We start from the raw sequence: 25,011 nt of genomic DNA on the forward strand, positions 1-25,011 counted from the left end.
GCCTACGGCCTATTGACGCTGCAGGAACTTGAGATCGCTGGGGGCATCTATCGGCAGTTTTTGCACGGTTTTACCCAGCAGACCGGTCTTGGTGTCGCGCTCGACGACGACAATCTGGTTGCTCTTCTGGTTGGCAATCAGCACGAACTTGCCACTCGGGTCGAGGCTGAACTCGCGCGGGTGATCGCCGTCCACTGAACGACGCTGCAGCTCCTTGAGATGCCCGGTCGCCGGGTCGATGGCGAACACCAGCAATTGGTTAGCGGTGCCACGGTTGCTGACGTAAAGGAACTGGCCATCGGCCGAAGCGTGAAGCGCAGCCGCGGCTTTGCCCGATGTGGGCAGCCCCGCCGCCAGATCGACCAACTGCGTCTGCTCGAGTTTGCCGTCCTTGTAGTCGAACACCGCCACCTGCGCGCTCATTTCCAGGGTCAGCCAGGCGTGTTTGCCATCGGCGCTGAACAGCAAGTGTCGCGGCCCGCTGCCGGGTGGCAACTGGACGGACGCGGGTTTGGCGGCGGTCAACGGCCGTTCCGGGTTGGCCTTGGGATCGAACCGATAGACGAAGAGCTTGTCCGCCCCCAGATCATTGGAAAACACATATTGACCATCCGGCGAAGAAACCACCGAGTGCACGTGCGCCGACATTTGTCGCTCGGGGTTGACCCGGCTGGACGGATGACTGCTCATCTGCACCACCGGTTTGAGCATGCCATCGGTGCCCACCGGTATCACCGCCAGGGTGCCGCCCGGGTCTTGCGCCACCGAGTAATTGCTGACAAACAGATGGCTGGCATCGCCGCTGACGCTCGAATGCGTCGGCTCGTTGCCCAGGGTTTGCACCTGATTGATCAGGCTCAGTTCATGGGTTTTCGGATCGATCGCATAACTGCTGACGCGACCGACCGGATCGGCCTGGCCCGGGCCGTTTTCGTTGACCGCGAACAGGCGATGTTGATCCTTGGACACGGTCAGCCAGGACGGGTTGGCGCTCTTCACCACTTGCAGGGGCTTGGCGCCGATCTGCCCGGTGCGGCTGTCGAAACTCAGTCGATAAATCCCCTGACTCTGGCCGGCGGTGTACGACCCCACCAGCAAGTCGTAACCGTCCACCGGGGCCGCCTGCACGCCCATCGCGCCGACGCTGCCGGCCATCAACAGCGGCCAGAGGTTACGCATCCTCATTCGTTTCGTCCTCGTCGTCCTGACCGCCGAACGCTTCCATGGGGACCAGCCGGTGTTCGCCGGAATCACCGGTAATGATCCAGCTCTTCAAGTCGGGATCGAACGTCGCTGCCTTGATCTGCGCCATGCTGAACGCCCAGCGCTTGAGCGCCCGACCGTCCATGCACTCGATGTGCAGGTTATCGTCTTCATCGAGGGAGAAGTCGAACGCGTGCAACCCGTCGATCTCCAGCATGTCGCAGTGTTCGAGGGCGTTGAGCAAGGTGTCGTTTACGGCAGTCATGGCAGTCAATCTTTGAATGGGAAAGACGCAATGATAGCTCATCACACCGCAATGATCGTTCCCACGCTCCGCGTGGGAATGCCTCAACGGACGCTCTGCGTTCGGCTGTTGATGTGACGCGGAGCGTCACGGGCTGCATTCCCACGCAGAGCGTGGGAACGATCAGTTAAAGACTTTGTGAGTGCTGCGCACTCAAACGGGGGCAAGCCCCCTCGCCACAGTCAGTTCCCACAGGGGGATTGCGTTCAGCCGTTAGAGGGCATCTCGCGATGGTTTGCCATCGACCAGACGCTGAATACGCAGCGGGTTGCCATTCTTCAGCGCTTCCGGCAGCAGGTTGTCGGGGTAGTTCTGGAAGCACACCGGGCGCAGGAAACGGTCAATGGCCAGGGTGCCCACCGAAGTGCCGCGGGCATCGGACGTCGCTGGATAGGGTCCGCCATGGACCATCGCGTCGCAGACTTCCACACCGGTCGGATAGCCGTTGATCAGGATCCGCCCGACCTTCTGTTCCAACAAGGGCGTCAGCTCACCAAAGCGTTCGAAGTCCGCCAACTCACCGATGATCGTGGCCGTCAACTGCCCGTGCAGACCGTTCAATGCGGCACTGAGTTGCGCCTGATCCCCCACTTCGACGAGCACCGTGGTTGGGCCGAACACTTCCTCTTGCAGCACTTCATCACCATCGAGCAACAGGCTCACATCCGCCTTGAACAATTGCGGCTGCGCCTGATTGCCTTGTTGTGGATTACCGGCCAAGTGCTCGATTTTCGGATGCGAAAGCAGCTTGTGCAGGCCTTTGCCATAGCTGCTCAACGTGCCGGCATTGAGCATAGTTTGCGCCGGCTGATCGCCGATCAACCCGGCCACCTGTTGCACAAACGCGCTGAACTGCGGCGAACGAATGCCGATCACCAAACCCGGATTGGTACAGAACTGCCCACAGCCCTGCACCACCGACGCCGTGAGGTCACGGGCGATCCTTTCCGCACGAGCTTCCAGCGCTTGAGGCAACACGATCACCGGGTTGATGCTCGACATCTCGGCGAACACCGGAATCGGTTGCGCCCGTGCCGCGGCCATGTCGCACAGCGCCCGGCCACCTTTCAGTGAACCGGTAAAACCGACTGCCTGAATCGCCGGGTGTTTGACCAGCGCTTCACCCACTCCACCGCCGTAGATCATGTTGAATACACCGGCCGGCATGGCGGTTTTCTCGGCGGCGCGGATCACCGCGTCGGCCACCCATTCTGCGGTTGCCATGTGGCCGCTGTGGGCCTTGAACACCACCGGGCAACCGGCGGCCAAGGCTGAAGCGGTGTCGCCCCCCGCCGTGGAAAACGCCAACGGAAAGTTACTCGCGCCAAACACCGCTACCGGCCCCAGACCGATACGGTACTGACGCAAGTCCGGACGCGGCAGCGGCTGGCGTTCCGGTAGCGCCAGATCGATCCGCGCGCCATAGAAATCACCACGCCGCAGCACCTTGGCGAACAGACGCATCTGGCCGCTGGTGCGACCGCGCTCGCCTTGAATCCGTGCCGTCGGCAGCGCGGTTTCGCGACAGACCACGGCGACGAACTCATCACCCAAGGCATCCAGCTCATCGGCAATCGCATCGAGGAATTGCGCGCGTCGTTCAGCGCTCAGGCTGCGATAGGCCGGGTAAGCAGCGGCGGCAGCCTTCGCGGCGGCGTCGACTTCCTCAGGCGTGGCCTGATAGAAATCGTGGGGCAAGGCCTCGCCAGTGCCGGCATCGACGCTCTGGAGTTTGACGGTACCGGCGGCGCTGCGCTGGTCGCCGATGTAGTTGTGGCCAAGAATTCGGGTCATGGTTCTTTCCTTAAAGAGTGCCGATGGTGCCGGGCTCGAACACCGCGTCAACCGGTGCAATACCGTTGTTCAACGGTGCGCCGAACTCGGCCTGACTGATCTCGAATACGTCACCCGGTCGGGTACGAATGCCGTCGGCAAAGGACAGGGTCGCGGTGCCGAAGAAGTGGATGTGCACGTCGCCGGGGCGCAGGAACTGGCTGTACTTGAAATGGTGATACTCGAGGTTTTCCAGGCTGTGGCACATGTTCGCTTCGCCACTGAGAAACTCGTTCTGCCACAGCACCTCACCGTCGCGCAGGATGCGGCTGGTGCCTGCCAGATGCTCCGGCAGTTCACCGACCCGAAGTTCCGGGCCGTAACTGCAACTGCGCAATTTCGAGTGAGCCAGGTACAGGTAATTCTTGCGTTCCATGACGTGATCGGAAAACTCGTTGCCCACCGCGAAACCGAGGCGATACGGTTTGCCGTCGTGGCCGATGACATAGAGGCCGCTGAGCTCTGGCTCTTCCCCGGCATCTTCGGCAAAGGGCGGCAACGGGAACGGTTGGCCCGGTCGCACGACGATGCTGCCATCGCCCTTGTAGAACCATTCCGGTTGCACACCAGCCTGGCCAGTGACGGGTTTGCCGCCCTCCACGCCCCACTTGAAGATGCGCATGGTGTCGGTCATCGCCGCTTCGTCGCCGGCCTGCTGATGCATTTTGTCCCGGGCCGAAGCACTACCCAAATGGGTCAGGCCGGTGCCGCTGACCAGCATATGCGCCGGATCCGGGTGATCCAGCGGCGGCAGGATGCGCAGCTTGGCCAGCAGTTCGGCATAGTTGTGGCTGATGCCCAGCCCCAGGACTTGAACCTGTTGCTCAAGATTGACCCCCGCCTCGATCGCCGCCAGCGCCAGATCCCGCACCGTGTGCGCGTCCTGCACTTCGCGCACCAGGCCGTCTTCGACCACGCCGACGCGGCGTTCGCCGTTACTCAATTCGAACTGAACCAAACGCATGAACTTTCTCCTGTTAATGCAGAATTTCAAAACACCACCGCCCATTGAGTGTCAGGTACGGGTCGCGCCCCGGGCGCTGGCCGCGAACTGCTCGGCCGGCAGCGCATGCTTGCGCTCCAGCAGGCGATACACCACGCCGGTCAGGATCAGGCCGAACACCATCACGCAGGACAGGAAGTACAGCCCCGACGCCAGATTGCCGGTGTATTCCTTCAGCGCACCGATCACGAACGGGCCGATGTAGCCGCCGAGGTTGCCCACCGAGTTGATCAAGGCGATCCCCGCCGCCGCACTGGCACCGGCAAAGAAGCGACCCGGCAAGGTCCAGAACACCGCCGTGCAGGAAAACAGCGCGAACGCCACCAGGCACAGCGCCGCCAATTGCAGCACCGGCACCGACAGCCAAGCGCTGAGAAACAGGCCGATGGCGCCCAGCACATACAACACCGCCAGATGACCGTAGCGATCATTCAGGCGGTCGGAACTGCGCGGAATGATCAGCAAGCCGATGATCCCGAAGATGTACGGCACCGACGACACGAACCCGGTCACCAGGTCGGTGCCACCAAACTGTTTGATCAGGGTCGGCAGCCACAGACCCAAGCCATAGATACTCAGGGTCACCGGCAGATAGAACAGCGCCAGCAGCAACACGCGTTTGTCTTTCAATGCATGAAGTGGATTGCCGTGACGGGTCTGGCCGTATTCGGCGAGGTCTCTTTTCAGTTCACCGGTCAGCCAGTCCTTCTCGGCCTGGTCCATCCATTTCACCTGTTGCGGGCCGTCCGGCAGATAACGCAGCACCGGCCAGGTCAGCAGGATCGCCGGCATACCGATGACGATAAACAGCCACTGCCAGCCGTGCAGGCCAAGGATGCCGTCCATGCCGAGCAAACCGCCGGACACCGGGCCGGTGATCATCATTGCGATGGGCTGAGAAAGGATGAACAACCCAAGGATCTTGCCGCGATGGCGCACCGGAAACCATTGGGTGATGTAGTACAGCACGCCCGGAAAGAACCCCGCTTCGGCCGCGCCGAGCAGAAAGCGCATCACATAAAAGCTGTTCGGTCCCTGGACGAACGCCATGCCGATGGTGATCGCGCCCCAGGTGACCATGATCCGCGCGAACCAGCGTCGGGCGCCGAAGCGGTCGAGCATCAGGTTGCTGGGGATTTCCAGCAAAAAGTAACCAATGAAGAACAGCCCGGCGCCCAAGCCGTAAGCCGCGTCACCCAGGCCAATGTCGGCGCCCATGTGCAGCTTGGCGAACCCCACGGCGGAGCGATCCACATAGGCGATCAGGTACAGCAGGATCAGGAAGGGAATCAGTTTCAGCGTGATGCGACGAATAAGCCGCAATTCCTGGCTCATGAGTTCGGTCTCCGATTGTTGTTGTTATAGAACCTAGGGGGCCGCCTCTCGCCGAAAATCGCCAGGGCCATCCCTCCGTTGAAAACGACTATATAGTAATACTATTTAACCAACAACACTTCCAAACAGTCAGAATTGCGCTTATGTTACGCCGTAGCTCGAACAATATAGTCATACAATAAGAGAACCGATCATGTCTGATAAGAAACCCACCCTGCGCTCCGCCCAATGGTTTGGCACCGCCGACAAGAACGGCTTCATGTACCGCAGCTGGATGAAGAATCAGGGCATCGCCGACCATCAGTTCCATGGCAAGCCAATCATCGGCATCTGCAACACCTGGTCGGAACTGACCCCGTGTAACGCGCATTTCCGCCAGATCGCCGAGCACGTCAAACGCGGGGTGATCGAAGCCGGCGGTTTTCCTGTGGAATTCCCGGTGTTCTCCAACGGCGAATCGAACCTGCGCCCCACCGCCATGCTCACTCGCAACCTGGCGAGCATGGACGTCGAGGAAGCGATTCGCGGTAACCCGATCGATGGTGTGGTGTTGCTCACCGGCTGCGACAAAACCACCCCGGCGCTGCTGATGGGCGCGGCCAGTTGCGACGTGCCGGCGATCGTCGTCACCGGCGGACCGATGCTCAACGGCAAGCACAAAGGCCAGGACATCGGTTCGGGCACGGTGGTTTGGCAGCTCAGTGAACAGGTCAAGGCTGGCACCATTACCCTCGATGATTTCCTGGCGGCCGAGGGCGGCATGTCGCGCTCGGCCGGTACCTGCAACACCATGGGCACGGCCTCGACCATGGCCTGCATGGCCGAAGCACTCGGCACTTCCCTGCCCCATAACGCAGCGATTCCGGCGGTCGATGCGCGCCGTTATGTGTTGGCGCACATGTCCGGCATGCGCGCAGTTGAAATGGTGCGCGAAGATTTGAAACTGTCGAAGATCCTGACCAAGGAAGCCTTCGAAAACGCCATTCGGGTGAACGCTGCCATCGGAGGTTCAACCAACGCGGTGATCCACCTCAAAGCCATCGCCGGGCGCATCGGTGTCGAGCTGGACCTGGATGACTGGACCCGCATCGGTCGCGGCATGCCGACCATCGTCGACCTGCAACCCTCCGGGCGTTTCCTGATGGAAGAGTTCTACTACGCCGGTGGCTTGCCCGCGGTGCTGCGTCGCCTCGGCGAAGCCAACCTGATTCCCTATCCGAACGCCCTCACCGTCAACGGCAAAACCCTCGGCGAGAACACCAAGGACGCGCCGATTTACGGCCAGGATGAAGTGATCCGCACCCTCGACAACCCGATCCGCGCCGACGGTGGCATCTGCGTATTGCGCGGCAACCTGGCGCCGCTGGGTGCGGTGCTCAAGCCCTCCGCCGCGAGTGCCGAGCTGATGCAGCACCGTGGGCGTGCGGTGGTGTTCGAGAACTTCGACCTGTACAAGGCGCGGATCAACGATCCGGAACTGGACGTGGATGCCAATTCGATTCTGGTGATGAAAAACTGCGGGCCTAAGGGTTATCCCGGCATGGCCGAAGTCGGCAACATGGGCTTGCCAGCGAAGCTGCTGGCCCAGGGCGTGACCGACATGGTGCGAATTTCCGACGCACGCATGAGTGGCACCGCGTACGGCACCGTGGTGTTGCATGTGGCACCGGAAGCCGCCGCCGGCGGACCTCTGGCGGCGGTGAAGGAAGGCGATTGGATCGAGCTTGATTGCGCCAATGGACGTTTGCATCTGGATATTCCGGATGCCGAACTGGCCGCGCGCATGGCCGACCTGCAACCGCCGCAACAGTTGCTGGTAGGCGGCTATCGTCAGCTGTACATCGACCATGTGTTGCAGGCGGATCAGGGCTGCGACTTTGACTTCCTCGTCGGCTGTCGTGGGGCCGAGGTGCCGCGTCACTCTCACTGACCCTTGCGCCGATCGTTCCCACGCGCAGCAAAGGAATGCCTCAAGGGACGCTCCGCGTCCTCGCGCGGAAAGTGACGCGGAGCGTCACGGGCTGCATTCCTTTGCTGCGCGTGGGAATGATCATCAAAGGGCTGGATCGCCCACCGCTCGCGCCTGCTATCATGCGCGGCACCCCATTGCTCAGGACCGCGCCGTTCCCCATGGATTACCGCAAACCCTCCGACCGCAAAAGCATGCACTCGCGCATCGTCCAGGAACTGGGCATGCAGATTGTCTCGGGACGTTTCAAGCCAGACGACAAACTGCCCGCCGAAGCCCTGTTGTGCGAGGAATACGCGGTCAGCCGGCCGGTCCTGCGCGAAGCCACCCGAGTGCTGGTCGCCAAGGGCCTGGTGTATTCCCGCCCGCGGGTCGGCACGGTGGTCAAGCCGCGCCGGGAATGGCACATGCTCGACCCGGACGTGTTGCATTGGTTGATGCAAAGCAGCCCGCAAAATGAGTTCTTCAGCCTGCTGACCAGCGTGCGCAGCATCATCGAACCAGCCGCTGCTGCGCTCGCCGCGCAGTTCGCCACCGATGAAGACATCGCCTCCATCGGTGAAGCCTACCAACGCATGGAAGCGGCACCGACCCCTGAAGCCTTGCTGCAACCGGACCTGGATTTCCATAGCCGCATCGCTGACGCGACCCACAACGACCTGCTGGCGAACCTGTGCAATATGTTGTCCGTGGCGATTGCCGAAGCCTTGAAGCACTCCAATCAGCGGCCGAATCTGCATGAGCTGGCGCTGCCACGGCACAAGGCGATTCTTACGGCGATCGAGAATCGCGATGCGCTGGGTGCGCGGCATGCGACGCTGGTGCAGCTGGATGATGCGCGCAGTGCGCTGAATGTGGTGCTCGGTACCGATCCCTCGTAAAGCAAAGCCTGCGATCTTTTGATCTTCACAAACAACAAAGCCGCAACCAAGGTTGCGGCTTTTCTGTTTCTGCCAGAGGTCAGTGAGCAAACAGCGAGTTGCCCTTCTGCCCTGCCAGTTTCTCTGGCTTGATCAGGAACCGCGCCAGCGCTGGCAGCAGCCACAACGCGCCGAACATGTTCCAGAGCAGCATGAAGGTCAGCATCAGGCCCATATCGGCCTGGAACTTGATGGCCGAGAAGATCCAGGTGCACACGCCGATCGCCAGGCACAAACCGGTGAACAGCACGGCTTTACCGGTGGACTTCAGCGTCTGGTAATACGCCTCTTGCAGCGGCAGACCGGCACGCAAGAAGCTTTCCAGACGGCTGTAGATGTAGATCCCGTAATCCACGCCGATCCCCACCCCGAGCGCCACCACCGGCAAGGTCGCGACTTTCACGCCGATGCCCATGAACGCCATCAGCGCATTGCCGAGGACCGAGGTCAGCACCAGCGGCAACACGATGCACAAGGTCGCCGCCCAGGAGCGGAAGGTGATCATGCACATGGTCGCGACGCAGATGTACACCAGCACCAGAATCGTCAGCTCGGAACGCTTGATCACCTCGTTGGTGGCCGCCTCGATCCCGGCGTTACCGGCGGCGAGGATGAATTCCAGGCCTTCCTTGTTGTTGTCCTTGGCGAAGTCCTGCACCGCATGGACGGCGCGGTCCAGGGTTTCGGCCTTGTGGTCGTTGAGGAACACCAGCACCGGCGCCAGGGAGCAATTGTTGTTGTACAGGCCATCGGCACGGGCGATGGAGTTGTTCAGCACGTCCGGGTTGCGCGACAGGGTTTCCCATTTCAGGTTGCCCTCGTTCATGCCCTTGATCATTTGCTTGGACACGGTCACCAGGGAAATCGCCGACTGCACGCCCTCGGTGTTCTGCATCTTCCACATCAGTTCGTCGATCGGCGCCATGGCCTCATAGCGCGAGCAACCTTCGGACTTGGTCTTGACCATCACCACCAGCACGTCGGAACTGGTGGAGTAGTTGTTGATGATGAAGCTGTTGTCCTTGTTGTAACGCGAGTCCGGACGCAGTTCCGGCGCACCCTGGTCAAGGTCGCCGATTTTCAGGTTCTGGCTGTACCAAAGGCCACCGCCGAAGGCGATCAGCGCCAGGGCAATGGAGATCGGCGCAACTTTCGGGCTGGCAAAGTTCGACAGCAGACGCCAGAACGGATGCTCGCGGTGCGCGTCTTTCTTGCTGCGCTCGACGGCGCGTTTGCTGATACCGACGTAGGAAATGGCCACCGGCAGCAGGATCAGGTTGGTGAACACGATCACCGCCACGCCGATGGACGCGCCGATGGCCAGTTCGCGAATCACGCCGATGTCGATGATCAACAGCGTGATAAAGCCCACCGCATCCGCCAGGATCGCGATCATCCCCGGCAGGAACAGCTGGCGGAATGTACGCCGCGCCGCAGTCAGTGCGTTATCCGCCTCGCTGGACTGCAAGGCGATACCGTTGATTTTCTGCACGCCGTGGGAAATCCCGATGGCGAAGATCAGGAACGGCACCAGCATCGAGTACGGGTCAAGCCCGAAGCCGAAGAAGTGCATCAAGCCCAGCTGCCAGACCACCGCCACCAGCGTCGTACTCAACACCGCCACGGTGCTGCGCATGCAGTGGGTGAACCAGTACAGCAGGATCAGGGTAATGACGAAGGCGACGCCGAAGAACATCACCACCATGACCAGCCCATCGATCAGGTCGCCGACTTTCTTGGCGAACCCGACTATGTGGATCTTCACGTTGGGGTTCTGGGCTTCGAACTTGTTGCGGATCTTGTCTTCGAGTTCGTGCGAGAACTTGCGGTAGTCCAGCGCCAGCAACTTGCCCTGGTCCTGCGGGTCCGGGTAGGACTCCAGCAGCGGGATGTCGACGATGCTCGACTTGAAGTCGTTGGCCACCAGCCGCCCGACTTGCCCGGACTTGAGCACGTTGTTGCGCAGCAGGTCGAGGCTCTGCTGGGAGCCGTTATAGCTCTGGGGAATCACTTCACCGCCGGCGAAGCCCTCCTCCGTCACCTCGGTCCAGCGCACGCTCGGGCTCCACAGCGACTTGAGGCCGGAACGGTCGACGCCGGAGATGTAGAACACCTCGTCGTGGATCTGGCGCAGGGTCTCCATGTATTCCCTGGAGAAGATGTCGCCATCGGTGGCTTCCACGGAAATCCGCACCGTGTTGCCCAGGTTCGCCAGATCGTTGCGGTGCTCCATCATTTTTTCAATGAACGGATGCTCGAGCGGGATCATTTTTTCGAAACTGGTGGACGGCCGGATCAGCGTCGCCTGCCAGAACAGGAAAATACTGACCAGCAGGCAGATGACAATCACCGCCGGACGGTTGTTGAAGATCAGGCGTTCCAGAAACGTCGCCTTGTCCTGTTGAGGAGTGCTTAAGGATGTCATAGACCCGCCTTCTTATTATTTGCCCGGCTCATTTGGACGACCCGTTTTTTCCATTCTCTGTGCCCGTTGGCGAAGTGACGCGAACGCCGCCCTGGCCTGCCAGAATCAGATTACCGTCGCCCGCCGCCGTGACCGCCGAGACGGAGATGCGATCCGGGCGGTTGAAGACGCTGAAGGTTTCGCCGTCGTCGCTGCTGCGAATGACGCTGCCGCCGTTGCCGACAATCACGATGGAACCGTCGTCGAGCAGCGTGGCGCCGGACAGGCCGAACTCCAGCGCACCACGGGCAGCCTTGAGTTCGACCTGCTCCCAGGTGCTGCCGAAATCCGTGGAGCGGTAAAGATTGCCCCGCAAGCCGTAAGCCAGCAGCGTGGCCGGTTGCGCGGTGCCGATCACACCAAACAGCGAGCCTTCGTACGGGCCTTCAAGCTTTTCCCAGGTCTGCCCCTCATCGGCGGAGCGGAACATGCTGCCCTGCTCGCCGACGACGAAAATGCCGGAATCCTTGACCGCGGCAATGGCGTTGAGGTGGTACTGATCTTCGTTGTCCAGGCGGTCGCTGACGTCTTCCCAGTGCTTGCCGCCGTCGGTGGTTTCCAGCAGGGCACCGTAAGCGCCCACGGCAAAACCGCTGTTGACGTCCTTGAACCAGACGTCGAGCAGCGGCGATTCGCGCCTCAGGTCTTCGAATTGTTTGGTCCAGGTGACGCCGCCGTCTTCGCTGGCGAGGATCTGCGCGTCATGGCCGACGGCCCAGCCGTGTTTGTCATCGACAAAAAATACCGCCGTCAGCAGTTGCCGGGTCGGCACCTTGGCCTGGGTCCAGGTCGCGCCCTGGTCATCGGAATAGAGGATGTGCCCGCGATCGCCGACCGCCACCAGGCGCTTGCCGGCGTGTACGACATCGAGCATCAGGCCTTTGCTGGCCTTGGCGGATTCAACGGAATAAACCACATCGGAGGCTGGCGCGGCAGCGGCCAGCACAGGTGCCGACAGCACGGCACAGCCCAACAGCGAGAGCGCTGTAGCCAGCAACGCGAACCTGCGTAACGCCGGCGGGCGGCAAATACTCACACCCATGACAGGCTCACTCATAGACCTTCCCCCTTTATTATTGTTAGGTCGTTCAACCTTTCAGGGCGCCGTAAGGGGTGCTTACCGGGATTGCCCTATTCAGAAGCATAGTCCTGAAGCCCGCAATCCAGAGCCCCTACGGAAGCTGGGCTTATCCTATCGGGGTTTGGAAAGCTCTGACAATCGACACCACGTTATCTTTTGTTAACCGGGGGGGATACTCAGAAAGATCGTTCCCACGCTCTGCGTGGGAATGCATCCCGTGACGCTCCGCGTCACAGCTTCAACAGCGGACGCAGAGCGTCCATGGCGGCATTCCCACGCGGAGCGTGGGAATGATCAGGTGAGTAAGGTCAGGCCAGGCTTTTGCTGACCACTTCGTACACGTCGCTGGACAGCTGCCCCGAAGCGAGAATCCGCTCCAGTTCGCCTTTCATCAGCGCCTGACGGGCGCTGTCGTACTTGCGCCAGCGGGTCAACGGCGCCAGTTGGCGAGAAGCGATCTGCGGATTGAAGCCGTTGAGCTCAATCACCAGATCCGCCAGGAAGCGATACCCGGAACCATCCGCCGCGTGGAAGTTGATCAGGTTCTGCCCGGCAAACGCGCCGATCAGTGCGCGCACCTTGTTCGGGTTCTTGATCGTGAACGCGTGGTGTTGCATCAAGGCTTTGACCCGTTCCAGAGCACCCGGCAAGGTGCTGCCAGCCTGGACGCTGAACCACTGATCCATGACCAGCGGATTGTCCTTGAAGTGTTCGGCGAAGCTCGCCAATGCCTTGGCTTTCTGCTCTTCGAACGGCGAATTCACCAGCACTGCCAGCGCGGTCAGGCGCTCGGTCATGTTGTCGCAGGTGTCGAACTGTTCAAGGGTTGCCGCCAACACTTGCGGCTTGCCGCTGAGCATCAGGTACGACAGCGCAATGTTCTGCAGGGCGCGACGGGCGAAATGCTCGGCCTCGGCCACATACGGCGTTTGCTTCGAGAGATCGCGATTGGCCTGATAACGCAGCCACAATGCCTCGAACAAACCTTCAGCCAATTGCTTACGGGCAAATTCGCGAGCTGTGTGAATAGCCTCGACATCCGCCACTTCACTGATTTCTGTCAGGTACGCTTCGCTCGGCAGCGAAAGCATTTCGGCGACCATGGCCTGATCCAGCGACTCGTCGGACAGCACGGTACGCAGCGCCGCAACCAAACGCGGATCCAGCACCAGCGCCTCGCCCTTCTGCTGCTGTTCGATCAGCTCTTGCAGCACCTGCACCGACAATTGCTGGCCGGCATCCCAGCGGTTGAAACCGTCGCTGTCGTGCTGCATCAGGAACATCAACTGATCGCGGTCGTACGGGAAGCTCAGTTTCACCGGGGCCGAGAAGCCGCGCAGCAACGAAGGCAGCGGCTTTTCAGCCATGTCGACGAAGGTGAAGGTTTGCTCGGCTTCAGTCACCGAGATCACCCGAGACGTGCCTTGAGCGCTGGCTTCGCCGGACAGACGCAGTGCAATCGCCGCGCCTTTCGAATCAAGCAGCCCCAGCTCCACCGGAATCACGAACGGCAGTTTTTCCACCTTGTCCGGCGTTTCCGGGCAGCTCTGGCGGAAGGTCAGGCTGTAGGTTTTCGCCGCGGCGTCGTAGGACTCGCTCACCGCCAGACGCGGTGTCCCGGCCTGGCTGTACCAGCGCTTGAACTGGGCGAGGTCGATGCCATTGGCATCTTCCATGGCCTTGATGAAGTCGTCACAGGTCACGGCCTGGCCGTCATGGCGCTCGAAGTACAGGTCGCTGCCTTTGCGGAAACCGTCAGCGCCGAGCAAGGTGTGGATCATGCCGACCACTTCCGAACCCTTTTCGTACACGGTCAGGGTGTAGAAGTTGGAAATCTCGATGAAGCTGTCCGGGCGCACGGCGTGGGCCATGGGGCCGGCGTCTTCGGCGAACTGGTGGGTGCGCAGGTACGCCACGTCCTGGATGCGTTTGACCGTGGCCGAGTTCATGTCGGCCGAGAATTCCGAATCACGGAACACGGTGAAGCCTTCCTTCAGCGACAGCTGAAACCAGTCGCGGCAGGTCACGCGGTTGCCCGACCAGTTGTGGAAGTATTCGTGGGCGACGATCGCCTCGACCCGCTGGTGCGCGGCGTCGGTAGCGGTTTCGGCGCGGGCCAGCACGGCGCTGGAGTTGAAAATGTTGAGGCCCTTGTTCTCCATGGCGCCCATGTTGAAGTCGTTGACGGCGACGATCATGAAGATGTCCAGGTCGTACTCGCGACCGTAGACCTCTTCGTCCCAGCGCATGGACTTCTTCAGGCTGTTCATGGCGTGCTGGCACTTGTCGATGTTTTCTGGCTCGACGTAGATGCGCAGCGCCACGGAGCGCTCGGTCATGGTGGTGAAGGTGTCTTCGACGCACCACAGATCACCGGCCACCAGCGCGAACAGGTAGGCAGGCTTCTTGAACGGGTCTTCCCAGGTCGCCCAGTGCCGGCCGTCTTCGCCGGGACCTGAGGCAATCGGGTTGCCGTTGGACAGCAGCACCGGATAGCTGTGCTGCTCGGCGACCACCGTGGTGGTGAACGCACTCATCACATCCGGGCGGTCGAGGTAATAGGTGATCTTGCGGAAGCCTTCGGCCTCGCACTGGGTGCAGAACATGGTGCCGGACTTGTACAGGCCTTCCAGGGCGGTGTTGGTTTCCGGGTGAATCCGGACGCTGGTATCGACTGTGAAGCTTGTTTCGGTCGGGTGCAGGGTCAGGTGGTTCTCGGTCAGTTGGTAGTCGGCGGCGCTCAGCTCACGGTCGGCCAGTGTCACCGACAGCAGTTCGAGTTGCTGGCCGTCCAGCACCAGCGGCGGCAGGCCTGGACCACGTTCCGGATTGCGGCGCATCACCAGTTGCGCATGGACCAGGCTGTGGTCCTCGAACAACTCGAAGGTCAGGTGCGTCTCGTCGATCAGGTACTCGGGGGCCTGATAGTCCTTCAGGTAGATCATCTTCGGTTGTTCGGTGCGCATGCTGGAGTCCTTACTGATGCACGGCGAGCTGGTAGGCCGTGTATTTACGAATATTGATCACGCCGGTGTCGAAAATCAGGTACTGGCCCTTGATCCCCAGCAGCGTGCCTTCGGCAATCGGGTTCTTGTCCAGGTTGAAGCTGACAATCTTGGCCGGGTATTGCTCGACCGGATAGCGGATCTCGAGCGGTTCGACATTGGTAATGGTCTGGATTGCCTGTAGGCCAAATCGTTCCTGTAAACCGTGCAAACCTTCGGCGCAGCTTTCAAACAGCTGATCGCGAACCTGTATCAGGTCGACCGACACCGCATCGCCCTTGAGTAAAGCACGCCAGTTGGTTTTGTCGGCGACCTGGCTGCGGAACAGGTCTTCGACGAAGCCCGACTGCTGGCGGGTCGCGACGCGCATGATCGGCAAGGCCTGGCTGGCGCCCTGATCGAGCCAGCGGGTCGGCAACTGCGTGGCACGGGTAATGCCGACCTTGATCCCCGACGAATTGGCCAGGTACACCACATGGTCGGTCATGCAGAATTTTTCGCCCCACTCAGGCTCCCGGCAAGTACCGGCGTCGTAGTGGCAACGTTCCGGGCTCATGATGCAGATGTCGCACTGGGCCAGTTTGGTCATGCACGGGTAGCAGTAACCCTGGCTGAAACTGGTTTTGGTCTTGCGTCCGCAATGGGTGCAGTGGATCGCCCCCAGGTATTCCAGGCGCACCGTGGTGCCGATCAACGGATTGACCGGTACCTCGGCGTCGCCCAGACGAAAAGCGTACTGCACGTTCGGCCCGTCAAGGCGCGCCGACATTTTGCTGATTGCACCGCGGCCAATCTCGATCAATGGATGGCATCCGACTTGAACAGAATGTTTGGCACTTCGATCGACTTCGATGCGCACTCCTGCGGGCCCATGTAGCCGGTGCGCTCTTCTTCGGGCAGGTTTTGGATTTCCCAGGCAATCATCGCTTGCAGGGACAGTTCGCGCTGCTCGGCGGTGAGTTTGCCACCGTCGGACCATTTGCCGATTTCCACCGCCAGTTTCAGGCTCTGGTAGATATCCGGGGTGATGTTTTTGATCATTTCATTAAAAGAGGACATCAAGGGCTCCGCGCTCTTTATTCATAACTGTTTAGACGGCCAGTTTACGGCGGTTGTACAAACCGCCCAACAAACCGGTGAAGCATCCGATGATTAACCCGCTGACGTGGGCCGCGTTGGCAATCTCGCCGAAACCGATCATCGAGACCAGCCCCGACAGGCACACCAGCAACCACACCAGCATCATCGCCAACACCCCGCGGGGCAGGCGATACGCCGGGTTGGGCGACAACAGCTGGAAGATCCAGCAATGCCCGAGCAGGCCGTACAGCACCCCGGACAACCCGCCGAACAGGCTCGGGCCGCTGAAAAGGTATTGCGTATAGTTGGACACCAGGCTGAACAGCAACGTCAGGCCGATCAGGTTGATGCTGCCCTGACGCGACTCGATGCGCCGCCCCAGTTCCCAATACCACATGCCGTTCATGGCCAGGTGCAGGATGCCGAAGTGAATCAGCATCGGCGTCATCAGCCGCCACCACTGCCCCGCCTCCAGGCTGTCGGCCAGTGGCGTGAAATGGATGTAGTCACCGACCACGCGGAAATCGAGGAAGGTCAGCCAGCGCATCGTCTCGAGGTTTTCACCCAGCAGCGTCACCACGCCGACGATCAGGCTCAGCAACAGCACCAACGCCGTGGCCTTGCTGTGGCGCAACTGCTCGACGAAGCCCGGACGCTGCCGGGTTTGCGCGATCGGGATATCCAGTTGCTGATCCGGGTCGCCGGCCGGAAAGCGTTCGTACAACGAACGCACGTCTTCACTGATGCTGGCGGGCACCCACAGCACTTGCTCGCCCGCTTCTTCGCTGACCCGATGGGGCACTTGCATGCGCTGCAGCAGTTTGACGAACCCGCTCAAATCCACCGCCAGCGGCAGACGCAATACCGCAACCGCCGTCATTGCATCACCTCCGGCCGCTCGACATCGACCCAGACAAATTTATGCGGGTCGAGACGGGTTTCCTGATCCAGACGATAAGCGACCAGTTTGCCGTAGAGCACCGCGCTGTAATCCAGGCACGCCAGGTTCGGGCGGATCGGCGCCGGTTTACCACTGCGCCAGTAGTGGCCGACGAATAACAGCGGCTCATCGATGCCATAGCGCAGCAAGTTGTCTTTTTCGCTGGACGACAGTGGCGTACGGGCTACCGGCTCGGGCAAGGCGTCGGGCTGGAACACGATATCGCCGTAGGTTTGCGGGTCGTCTTCCCAGAATTTGGTGCGGAAGAACGAGCGCGTCAGGCCGTCGCCGCTGGTCATGGTCAAGCCGTGGGGCAAGCGCATGTCGGTGCCGCGCAACAGGCGATCGAACACGGTGCAGGCGAAACTGCCCGGCACCGCGCAGGCCTGGAGGAAGTGTTCATCGATGCAGCCGTCGGGGAACAACCCGCGCAACGGTTCGATCAGACTGGCGTCCCAGCAGGCATGCACCACGCGAAAACGCCCGGCATCGACGAACAAGGGCAGCTGGTAGAACCATTGCAGGAAGTCATGCCATTCCGCGGGATGATCTTCGAACTGGGTCAGGGTTTCCTGGAGCAGGCGCGCGTGGCGCGGCGTGTGTTCACGCACGAACTGCTGGCCACTGCCAGGCAGCGCCGGCGTGCTCCAGCCCAGGGCGTTGAATTCATGGTTGCCCATGATGCACAGCGCCTGGCCGGCCTCGACCATGTCGTGGACGATGTGCAGCGCCTCGCGAATCCGCGGACCACGGTCGATGATGTCGCCCAGGAACACCGCCATGCGCGACGGATGCCGCCAGACACCCGCCTGTTTGTGGTAACCGAGCCGGTCGAGCAAGTGCTCAAGGGTCAGAGCGCAACCGTGCACGTCACCGATCAGGTCGTAGCTACGCGCGGGATCGAGCATCAGTCGCCTCCACCACCCAACTTGCTGCCCCAGCCGAGCTTGGTCCGGCAGACTTCATAGTAGTTGTGGTCGAGCGGGTGAATCAGCCGCAACTTCTGCGCTTTCTTGCTGACGGTGATGGTGTCACCGGGCGCGCAGGTGAAGTGGTTCTGCCCGTCACAGGAGACTTGCGGGTAAATCTGCATATCTTTGGACACGACGATTTTCAGCTCACTGTTGCCATCGACCACAATCGGCCTACCCGACAAGGTATGGGGGTACATGGGCACAATCACAATAGCGTCGAGCTTGGGATGCATGATCGGGCCGCCCGCCGACAGCGCGTAGGCGGTCGAGCCGGTCGGTGTGGCGACGATCAGGCCATCGGCCTTTTGGCTGCAGACGAACTGGCCATCGATGTACAGCTCGAACTCGATCATCCGCGTCGACTTGCCGGGGTGCAGCACTACATCGTTCAGCGCATCGCCCTGGCCTATGGCCTCGGCGTGGCGCCGGACTTCGGCTTGCAGCAGGAAGCGGTTTTCCACCAGATAGTGGCCGTCGAGCACTTCGGCGACTTTGACTTCCAGCTCATCGGGGCGAATATCGGTGAGGAACCCCAGGCTGCCACGGTTGATGCCGAGCACCGGAATATTGTGCCGGGCCAATGCCCGGGCGGCGCCCAGCAGGCTGCCGTCACCACCAACCACAATCACCATGTCACAGACTTCACCGAGCATCTTGCGCGACGAGGTTTGCAGGCCATGGCCCGGCAGGACTTCGGCGATGGTGTCTTCGAGGATCACGTGCAGGTGACGATCGAGCAGAAACCGTTTCAGTCGGCGGACGGTATCCAGCACCTGAGAACTGCCCAGGCGACCGATGATGCCGATATTACGAAATTGCTCCATGGGGCCCCTAACGTGTGTGGCGGCGAAAAACACGATTATGGGCGAAAGCGCGGCGTAGACAAAACCCTTTCAGCCACAACGGTATGCTCGCGTTTCGGGCTATGCTCGCAAGATGATCCTATTTCCAGACTTGCTCCAGTTACCTCACCAGTTGCGCCACCCTGAAGTGCGCGACCTGGCCTGGGTCATCCTCGCGCCGCCGATGCTCAGCGTCACCCCGTGGCCACAGCGTCATCCCCTGGCTGGCAGCGATTGGGTGCAGGCCCCCGAGCGCCTGGAACACTGGCTCCGCCAACTGGACCGTGACAGTTACGACCTGCTGCACTGGCTGGCCCAGGCCAGGACCCGGCGCCTGGGTTTGTACTACGAACGGCTGTGGCAGTACGCCGTGCGGCACGCGCCGGGGATCGAGCTGATCGCCGCCAACATGCCGATCCGTCGCGAAGGCCATACCCTCGGTGAGTTGGACATGCTGCTGCGCGATCGCGATGGCGTGCATCACCTGGAACTGGCGATCAAGCTCTACCTCGGCCCGCAGAACGGTGACGGCCATGACACCGCGCAGTGGCTCGGACCGGGTTGTCATGATCGGCTGGACCGCAAACTGGAACACCTGAGCCGGCATCAATTACCGATTTCCGCGCGGGCGGAGAGCCGTGAGGTGCTGGCGTCGCTGGATATCCAACAGTTCAGTGCGCACCTGTGGCTGGGCGGTTATCTGCTCTATCCGTGGCCGGGGCAGGCCGAGCCACCGAGCGGCGCACACCCTCAGCATTTGCGCGGCAGCTGGCTGCATCAGAAGGACTGGGCGCAGTTTGTCGTGCAGCGTCCATTCGGTCGCTGGCAACCCCTGCCCCGCCATGCCTGGCTCGCACCGGCGCACTATCCCGAGGAGCAGACCTGGAACGCTGAACAGCTGAACGCATGGCTGAGTGACCTGGACCCGCTGGCACCGGCGCAATTGATGGTGCGACTGACGGAGAGTGCGAACGGGGATTGGGAAGAGGCCGAGCGGCTGTTTCTGGTGTCCGACCTTTGGCCGAATGTGCCGGGCAGTGGCTGAGTTTTTCGGCGCCTGCGAGGGCCTCTTCGCGGGCAAGCCTCGCTCCTACAGTTTTTTGTCGGTCGCAAAATGTGTGAACGACACTTATCTGTAGGAGCGAGGCTTGCCCGCGAAGGCGGCGGTACCGTCAACATGGATGTCGCCTGCCCCCCCGCACAAGGTCATAGCTTCTTATGCTGCTCGACCCACTGCGCATACGCATCGATGAATTTCTGCAGGAACGGCTTGAGCGACTCCGACAACTTGCCCGCTTCGTCGAATGCTGAACCGGCGCCGCCCAGGTAGGCTTCCGGCTGCTGCATGCACGGTACGTTGAGAAAGACCATGGACTGGCGCACGTTGTGGTTGGCCCCAAACCCGCCGACGGCGCCCGGTGAAGCGCTGATCACCGCGCCCGGCTTGCCGTCCCAGACACTCTTGCCATAGGGGCGCGAACCGACGTCGATCGCGTTCTTCAACGGCGCCGGCACCGAACGGTTGTATTCCGGGGTCACGAACAGCACCGCGTCGGATGACCGCACTTGTTGTCGGAAAGTGCTGTAGGCTGCCGGCGGTGAATCTCCATCGATGTCTTCGTTGTACAGCGGCAAATCGCCGATTTCGACGATAGTCAGCTTCAGATTGGCAGGCGCCAGCTCGGCCAGCGCCAGCGCGACCTTGCGGTTGATCGATGCTTTTCTCAGGCTGCCGACCAGAACGGCGATCTCGTAGACATTGCTCATGGAAGATTCTCGACTGTTCGATGGGAAGAGCTTCTAGTTATAGATGATCGCAATGACGATTCAACCAGCGGGCGCTGGAAAATCGCCGCCCCTGACTATTTTTTTCCTGTAGGAAAACTTACCTCGCCCAACCACGGTCTACAGAGCCGCAAATTGAGTGATTTATCCCCAGAGGTTCTAAGCAGATGGCAGCAGTACTCGTCGGTCAGTTCCATGCAAGAGACGCGGAAGGCCGCATTTATTCCGTGCATGAGTTCCAGGAATCCACACCATCGCACGACGGCCAGGCCGGCTCTGCGCCTGTCACCACCTATAAACTGGCCATTGGCGACCGGGTCAACAAACTCGACGACAATGCGTTTGTGCTGGTGCAAACCGGCGTCACCCTCATTCGCGAACCTGAAACGAACGTTGCCTCATAACCCGCTGTTATGAGCAGAAGTCATATGCGCGCACTTGAGTTAGGATTCAGTCACTGACTCCCTCACCTGCTGAACATGGACTTCACGCATGCGTTTACGTCATATCGAAGTGATCCAGGCGCTCCTGCAGACCGGTCACCTGGGCACCGCCGCCGAATGGTTGCAGTTGCCCGTGACCGAGGTTGAACGCACCCTGCGCGATGCCGAGGATCAGCTGGGGTTCATGCTGTTTGCCAGCGTGCGTGGCCGTCTGCAAGCCACCCGCGAGGCGCGGGAGTTGCAGGTCGAGATCGCCCGCGTCTACGAAGCCCTTGAGCCGGTCCAGCGACTGGCCAGCAGCCTCAAGCAATATCTGGCCCCACCCCTGCGAATTATCTGCACCCCACCTTTGGCGCAACAATTGTTGCCCCAGAGCATCGCGGCCCTGCGCCGACGCCTCCCCGACGCGCCTTGCACCCTCCTGAGCCAGCCGACCCGCGAGATTGTCAGAAGCCTGCTGCTGCGTGAAAGCGATCTGGGTCTGAGCCTGCACGACCCGGACCACGCCGACATCCATTGCCAGGTCATCGCGCAGGGCAAGCTTCAGCTATTGGCGCCCCATGGCTGGCTGCAACCGAAACAGAAGTACATCTCGCTGCAAGACCTGGCCGGCCAGGCGATGGTCGGCCTGGAAGGTCACGACCCGCTCAGCCCGGCGCTGGATAACAAACTGCATGCGCTGCGCCCTGCCCCGGTCATCCAGACCCGGGTCCAGACTCATCAAATGATGCGCAGCATGGTCGAGGCCGGCGAAGGCCTGGCGATCGTCGATCCGTTCACCGCCCTCGGCGCCAAGTCGGCCGGGCTCGACGCCTGCCCGTTGGCGCCCGCCGTGCCGATCAGCGTCTATGCCTTGAGCCTGAAGAACGCCGAGCCCTCTTCGGCCATTCAGGCGCTACTGGCCATCATCACGGAACAAGCCGGGGCGATGCTGGCGAGCTGATCGGGTTTTCCAGCGGGTTATCGAACAGTCGATACCAGAACAACGCTACTTCGGCGGTGTTCGGGTCGATCCCGCGATAACGCAGATGATCGATCCCGCCGACCACGTAGCCACAACGTTCGTAAAGCCGACAGGCGCCCAGGTTGTTGTTCTGGGTTTCCAGCATGATGCCCGGCAATTTTTTCTTGCGACTCCAGAACTGCGCCACGTCCAGCAACGACTTGGCCACGCCATGGCGACGCGCCGGCGCATGCACCGCCAGCTCATCGATATGGGCAAAGCCGTTCCAGTTGGTGCTCACCACCAGGTGCCCCACCGGCTCGTCATCCAGATAGGCCATGAAAATCGCACTGTCGGCGGCATCGCGAAAACCGCTGAACTCCTCGGGATCGATGCCGTAGCACTTGCGGTACGGGGTGATCGGCGTCACCGGCCATTGCGCCACCGGTTTACCGATTTCTGCTGCTCCATAGGCGGCGACTTCAAAACTGAAATCACTGCCCCAGATATAAGCCGCAAAACCCTCATCGGCGACACGCACCGAGAGGCCTGGGTATTTGGGATTCATGACGGGTTGCATACGCGCAAAGGTCCTCATTCCTTGATGCAATCGACGGTGTAATGCCGTCCATTGCCCTCGTCTTCATGTTGCAAGCCATGCACATCGGCGACAAACCCGGGGAAGCTACTGTCGAACGTACGGGCAAACTTCAGGTAATCGATGATCGAACGGGTCGACTCGGTGAACCGCTCGCCGGGCATGATCAACGGGATCCCCGGCGGGTATGGCACCAGCATCACCGCCGCGATCCGCCCGTCCAGGGCATCGATCGAAACGGCCTCCACGTCCCCGCGTACCAATTGATCATAGGCGTGCGCCGGCTTCATCGCGACTTCCGGCAGCACCGTGTACATGCGTTTGAGGTGTTTGGCCGTGGCATTGCTGCGATAACAGGCGTGCAATTGATCGCACAGATCGCGCAAACCCATGCCTTGATAGCGGGCAACGTTCTGTTGCGCCACGCACGGCAGGCAGATGGCCAGGCTGACGTTGGCGTCATAATTGCGCTTGAATTCCAGCAACTCGGTCAGCAGCGTGCTCCATTTGCCCTTGGTGATGCCCATGGAGAACAGCACCAGAAACGAATACAGCCCGGTTTTTTCCACGACCAGCCCGCGTTCCCAGAGGAATTTGCTGACCACCGCCGCCGGAATCCCCCGCGTACTCAGGGCACCGCCCGCCGTCAAACCCGGCATCACCAGCGTGACCTTGATCGGATCGAGCAGCACGTAGTCGTCGGTCACACCGCCAAAGCCATGCCAATCGGCGTCGGGTTGCAGCAACCAGTCTTCGGTGACCACCTGCTCGATACCTTCGGCCGAGGGGGGTTGCCAGATAGAAAACCACCAGTCATCGGCGGCGATATGCTGACGCAGATTGGCCAGGGCCCGGCGAAAGCTCAGGGCTTCGTCGAACATTTCCTGCAACAGCGAACGACCGGCCGGCCCTTCCATCATCGCCGACGCCACGTCCAGCGAGGCGATGATGCTGTACTGCGGCGAGGTCGAGATGTGCATCATGAACGCTTCGTTGAAACGGTCGCGATCCAGTTGCCGCGCACCGCCGTCCTGAACGTGAATCATCGACGCCTGGCTGAACGCCGCCAGCAGTTTGTGTGTGGAATGGGTGGTGAACACCAAAGGGCTGTCTTCGCTGCGGGAAGTGCCCATGCCGTAACGACCGGCAAAGAACTCGTGGAACGCCGCGTAGGCGTACCAGGCCTCGTCGAAATGCAGCACTTCGACGCTGTTGCCCAGGCTCTGTTTGATCAGCTCGGCGTTGTAACAGAGGCCGTCGTAAGTCGAATTGGTCACCACCGCCAACTTGACCTTGGGCTCGCGGCCCTGGGTCAGCGGGCTGGCGTCGATCTTGGCCTGGATCGATTCGCGGCTGAACTCACTCAACGGAATCGGACCGATGATTCCCAGCTCATTACGCTCCGGGCACAGGTACAGCGGAATCGCGCCGGTCATGATGATCGAGTGCAGCACCGACTTGTGGCAGTTGCGATCCACCAGCACCAGATCATCGCGGGCCACCATGGAATGCCAGACGATCTTGTTGGCAGTCGAGGTGCCATTGATCACGAAAAAGGTGTGATCGGCGCCGAAATTGCGCGCGGCTCGCGCTTCTGCCTCCGCCAGCGGGCCGGTGTGATCGAGCAGCGAACCGAGCTCCGGCACCGACACCGACAAATCCGAACGCAGGGTGTTTTCCCCGAAAAACTGGTGAAACGCCTGCCCCACCGGGCTCTTGTGGTAGGCCACGCCGCCGCCATGGCCGGGGGTGTGCCAGGAATAATTGGAGTCGGCGGTATGTTGCACCAGCGCCTTGAAGAACGGTGGCAGCAAACCGTCCAGATACTTGCGCGCAGCGCGAGCGACCTGACGGGCGAGGAATGGCACGGTGTCTTCGAACAGATAGAGAATGCCGCGCAGCTGATTGAGCTCGGCCATGGCGTCGGCCGGGGCATTTTCCAGGGTGACCTGCTCCCCCAGGGCGAAGATCGGCAGGTCCGGTGCCCGAACCCGTGCCCGGCGGATCAGCTCAGCCATGTTCTGTAGAAGGTGAGCATTGGAGCTGGCGTCTTCGGCGGCAATCAACATGCAGGCGAGGCCGTGATGGGTCGAGGCGACCATACGCCCCTCGGTGTAATCGACCGCCGAGACAATGCTGAAGCCTTCCTGCTCCAGTTCCCGGGCAATGCCCCGCACACGATCACCGGCAACGGTGTCGGCCTTGATGTCGCGGTGGACGATCAGGACCGGGAATTTCAAATCTTTATACATGAGGCTCGGCGTCCTGAGGCGGCAGACCATGGCCTGC

21 protein-coding genes are annotated in these 25,011 nt (G+C 61.1%); 5 read left to right on the plus strand and 16 right to left on the minus strand.

Annotated elements, in window-relative coordinates; translation table 11 throughout:
* Positions 1-9 precede the first annotated feature (9 nt).
* The 5 genes from HCU66_RS15240 to HCU66_RS15260 form a co-directional block, all read right to left on the minus strand.
* Positions 10-1,179, minus strand: a complete 1,170-nt coding sequence (locus tag HCU66_RS15240) for a lactonase family protein (protein WP_205889310.1) — start codon at positions 1,177-1,179, stop codon at positions 10-12.
* The gene (locus tag HCU66_RS15245) at positions 1,172-1,468 is read right to left on the minus strand and encodes a DUF5629 family protein (RefSeq protein ID WP_205889260.1); all 297 of its coding nucleotides are present in this window, start codon (positions 1,466-1,468) and stop codon (positions 1,172-1,174) included. The genes HCU66_RS15240 and HCU66_RS15245 overlap by 8 nt, the downstream gene beginning before the upstream one ends.
* A gap of 252 nt (positions 1,469-1,720) precedes the next feature.
* On the minus strand, positions 1,721-3,301 hold the full coding sequence (locus HCU66_RS15250; RefSeq protein ID WP_205889261.1) for an aldehyde dehydrogenase (NADP(+)): 1,581 nt from the start codon (positions 3,299-3,301) through the stop codon (positions 1,721-1,723).
* A gap of 10 nt (positions 3,302-3,311) precedes the next feature.
* A complete protein-coding gene (gene araD1, locus HCU66_RS15255; RefSeq protein ID WP_205889262.1) occupies positions 3,312-4,304 on the minus strand; it encodes an AraD1 family protein in 993 nt (330 codons plus the stop codon).
* Positions 4,305-4,355: 51 nt separating this feature from the next.
* Positions 4,356-5,678 carry an MFS transporter gene (locus tag HCU66_RS15260; protein ID WP_205889263.1) on the minus strand — a complete coding sequence of 441 codons (1,323 nt, stop codon included), beginning with the start codon at positions 5,676-5,678 and terminating at the stop codon, positions 4,356-4,358.
* A 193-nt stretch (positions 5,679-5,871) separates the two neighbouring features.
* On the opposite strand from HCU66_RS15260, the gene HCU66_RS15265 reads away from it, so the two are divergent.
* On the plus strand, positions 5,872-7,608 hold the full coding sequence (locus HCU66_RS15265; protein WP_205889264.1) for an IlvD/Edd family dehydratase: 1,737 nt from the start codon (positions 5,872-5,874) through the stop codon (positions 7,606-7,608).
* Between the two features lie 200 nt (positions 7,609-7,808).
* The gene (locus tag HCU66_RS15270) at positions 7,809-8,528 is read left to right on the plus strand and encodes a FadR/GntR family transcriptional regulator (RefSeq protein ID WP_059403515.1); all 720 of its coding nucleotides are present in this window, start codon (positions 7,809-7,811) and stop codon (positions 8,526-8,528) included.
* 79 nt (positions 8,529-8,607) lie between these two features.
* Here HCU66_RS15270 and HCU66_RS15275 read toward each other — a convergent pair whose 3' ends face one another.
* The 8 genes from HCU66_RS15275 to HCU66_RS15310 form a co-directional block, all read right to left on the minus strand.
* Entirely contained in the window at positions 8,608-10,992 is a 2,385-nt protein-coding gene (locus HCU66_RS15275) for an efflux RND transporter permease subunit (protein WP_205889265.1), read from the minus strand.
* 28 nt (positions 10,993-11,020) lie between these two features.
* Complete coding sequence (locus HCU66_RS15280) at positions 11,021-12,088, minus strand: WD40/YVTN/BNR-like repeat-containing protein (RefSeq protein WP_205889266.1); 1,068 nt, start codon at positions 12,086-12,088, stop codon at positions 11,021-11,023.
* Between the two features lie 332 nt (positions 12,089-12,420).
* Positions 12,421-15,078 (minus strand): aminopeptidase N, encoded by a 2,658-nt coding sequence (gene pepN / locus HCU66_RS15285; protein WP_205889267.1) that lies wholly within the window; start codon positions 15,076-15,078, stop codon positions 12,421-12,423.
* 10 nt (positions 15,079-15,088) lie between these two features.
* Positions 15,089-15,919, minus strand: coding sequence for a DUF2797 domain-containing protein (locus HCU66_RS15290; protein WP_205889268.1), 831 nt, complete (start codon positions 15,917-15,919; stop codon positions 15,089-15,091).
* Positions 15,916-16,176 (minus strand): YeaC family protein, encoded by a 261-nt coding sequence (locus HCU66_RS15295; RefSeq protein ID WP_019579318.1) that lies wholly within the window; start codon positions 16,174-16,176, stop codon positions 15,916-15,918. Before HCU66_RS15295 ends, HCU66_RS15290 begins: the two co-directional genes overlap by 4 nt.
* A gap of 31 nt (positions 16,177-16,207) precedes the next feature.
* Positions 16,208-17,077, minus strand: coding sequence for a rhomboid family intramembrane serine protease (locus tag HCU66_RS15300; protein ID WP_205889269.1), 870 nt, complete (start codon positions 17,075-17,077; stop codon positions 16,208-16,210).
* Positions 17,074-18,048, minus strand: a complete 975-nt coding sequence (locus tag HCU66_RS15305) for a metallophosphoesterase (RefSeq protein WP_205889311.1) — start codon at positions 18,046-18,048, stop codon at positions 17,074-17,076. Before HCU66_RS15305 ends, HCU66_RS15300 begins: the two co-directional genes overlap by 4 nt.
* Positions 18,045-18,935 (minus strand): NAD(+) kinase, encoded by an 891-nt coding sequence (locus HCU66_RS15310; protein WP_007988608.1) that lies wholly within the window; start codon positions 18,933-18,935, stop codon positions 18,045-18,047. Before HCU66_RS15310 ends, HCU66_RS15305 begins: the two co-directional genes overlap by 4 nt.
* A gap of 112 nt (positions 18,936-19,047) precedes the next feature.
* Between HCU66_RS15310 and HCU66_RS15315 the strand changes: the two genes are divergently transcribed.
* A complete protein-coding gene (locus HCU66_RS15315; protein ID WP_205889270.1) occupies positions 19,048-19,998 on the plus strand; it encodes a DUF1853 family protein in 951 nt (316 codons plus the stop codon).
* A gap of 161 nt (positions 19,999-20,159) precedes the next feature.
* On the opposite strand, the gene HCU66_RS15320 is transcribed toward HCU66_RS15315, so the two are convergent.
* Positions 20,160-20,720 carry an NADPH-dependent FMN reductase gene (locus tag HCU66_RS15320; protein ID WP_205889271.1) on the minus strand — a complete coding sequence of 187 codons (561 nt, stop codon included), beginning with the start codon at positions 20,718-20,720 and terminating at the stop codon, positions 20,160-20,162.
* Between the two features lie 185 nt (positions 20,721-20,905).
* Here HCU66_RS15320 and HCU66_RS15325 point away from each other — a divergent pair, with 185 nt between their 5' ends.
* On the plus strand, positions 20,906-21,142 hold the full coding sequence (locus HCU66_RS15325; protein ID WP_205889272.1) for a hypothetical protein: 237 nt from the start codon (positions 20,906-20,908) through the stop codon (positions 21,140-21,142).
* 88 nt (positions 21,143-21,230) lie between these two features.
* A complete protein-coding gene (locus HCU66_RS15330; RefSeq protein WP_205889273.1) occupies positions 21,231-22,124 on the plus strand; it encodes a LysR substrate-binding domain-containing protein in 894 nt (297 codons plus the stop codon).
* Here the strand turns inward: HCU66_RS15330 and HCU66_RS15335 are convergent.
* Both HCU66_RS15335 and HCU66_RS15340 read right to left on the minus strand, forming a co-directional pair.
* Complete coding sequence (locus tag HCU66_RS15335; protein ID WP_205889274.1) at positions 22,090-22,704, minus strand: GNAT family N-acetyltransferase; 615 nt, start codon at positions 22,702-22,704, stop codon at positions 22,090-22,092. The two genes, HCU66_RS15330 and HCU66_RS15335, sit on opposite strands and share 35 nt — an antisense overlap.
* 14 nt (positions 22,705-22,718) lie before the next feature.
* Entirely contained in the window at positions 22,719-24,974 is a 2,256-nt protein-coding gene (locus HCU66_RS15340) for an Orn/Lys/Arg family decarboxylase (protein WP_205889275.1), read from the minus strand.
* Positions 24,975-25,011: the final 37 nt, after the last annotated feature.

Source organism: Pseudomonas frederiksbergensis (assembly GCF_017114915.1).
Taxonomy (GTDB): domain Bacteria; phylum Pseudomonadota; class Gammaproteobacteria; order Pseudomonadales; family Pseudomonadaceae; genus Aquipseudomonas; species Aquipseudomonas frederiksbergensis_I.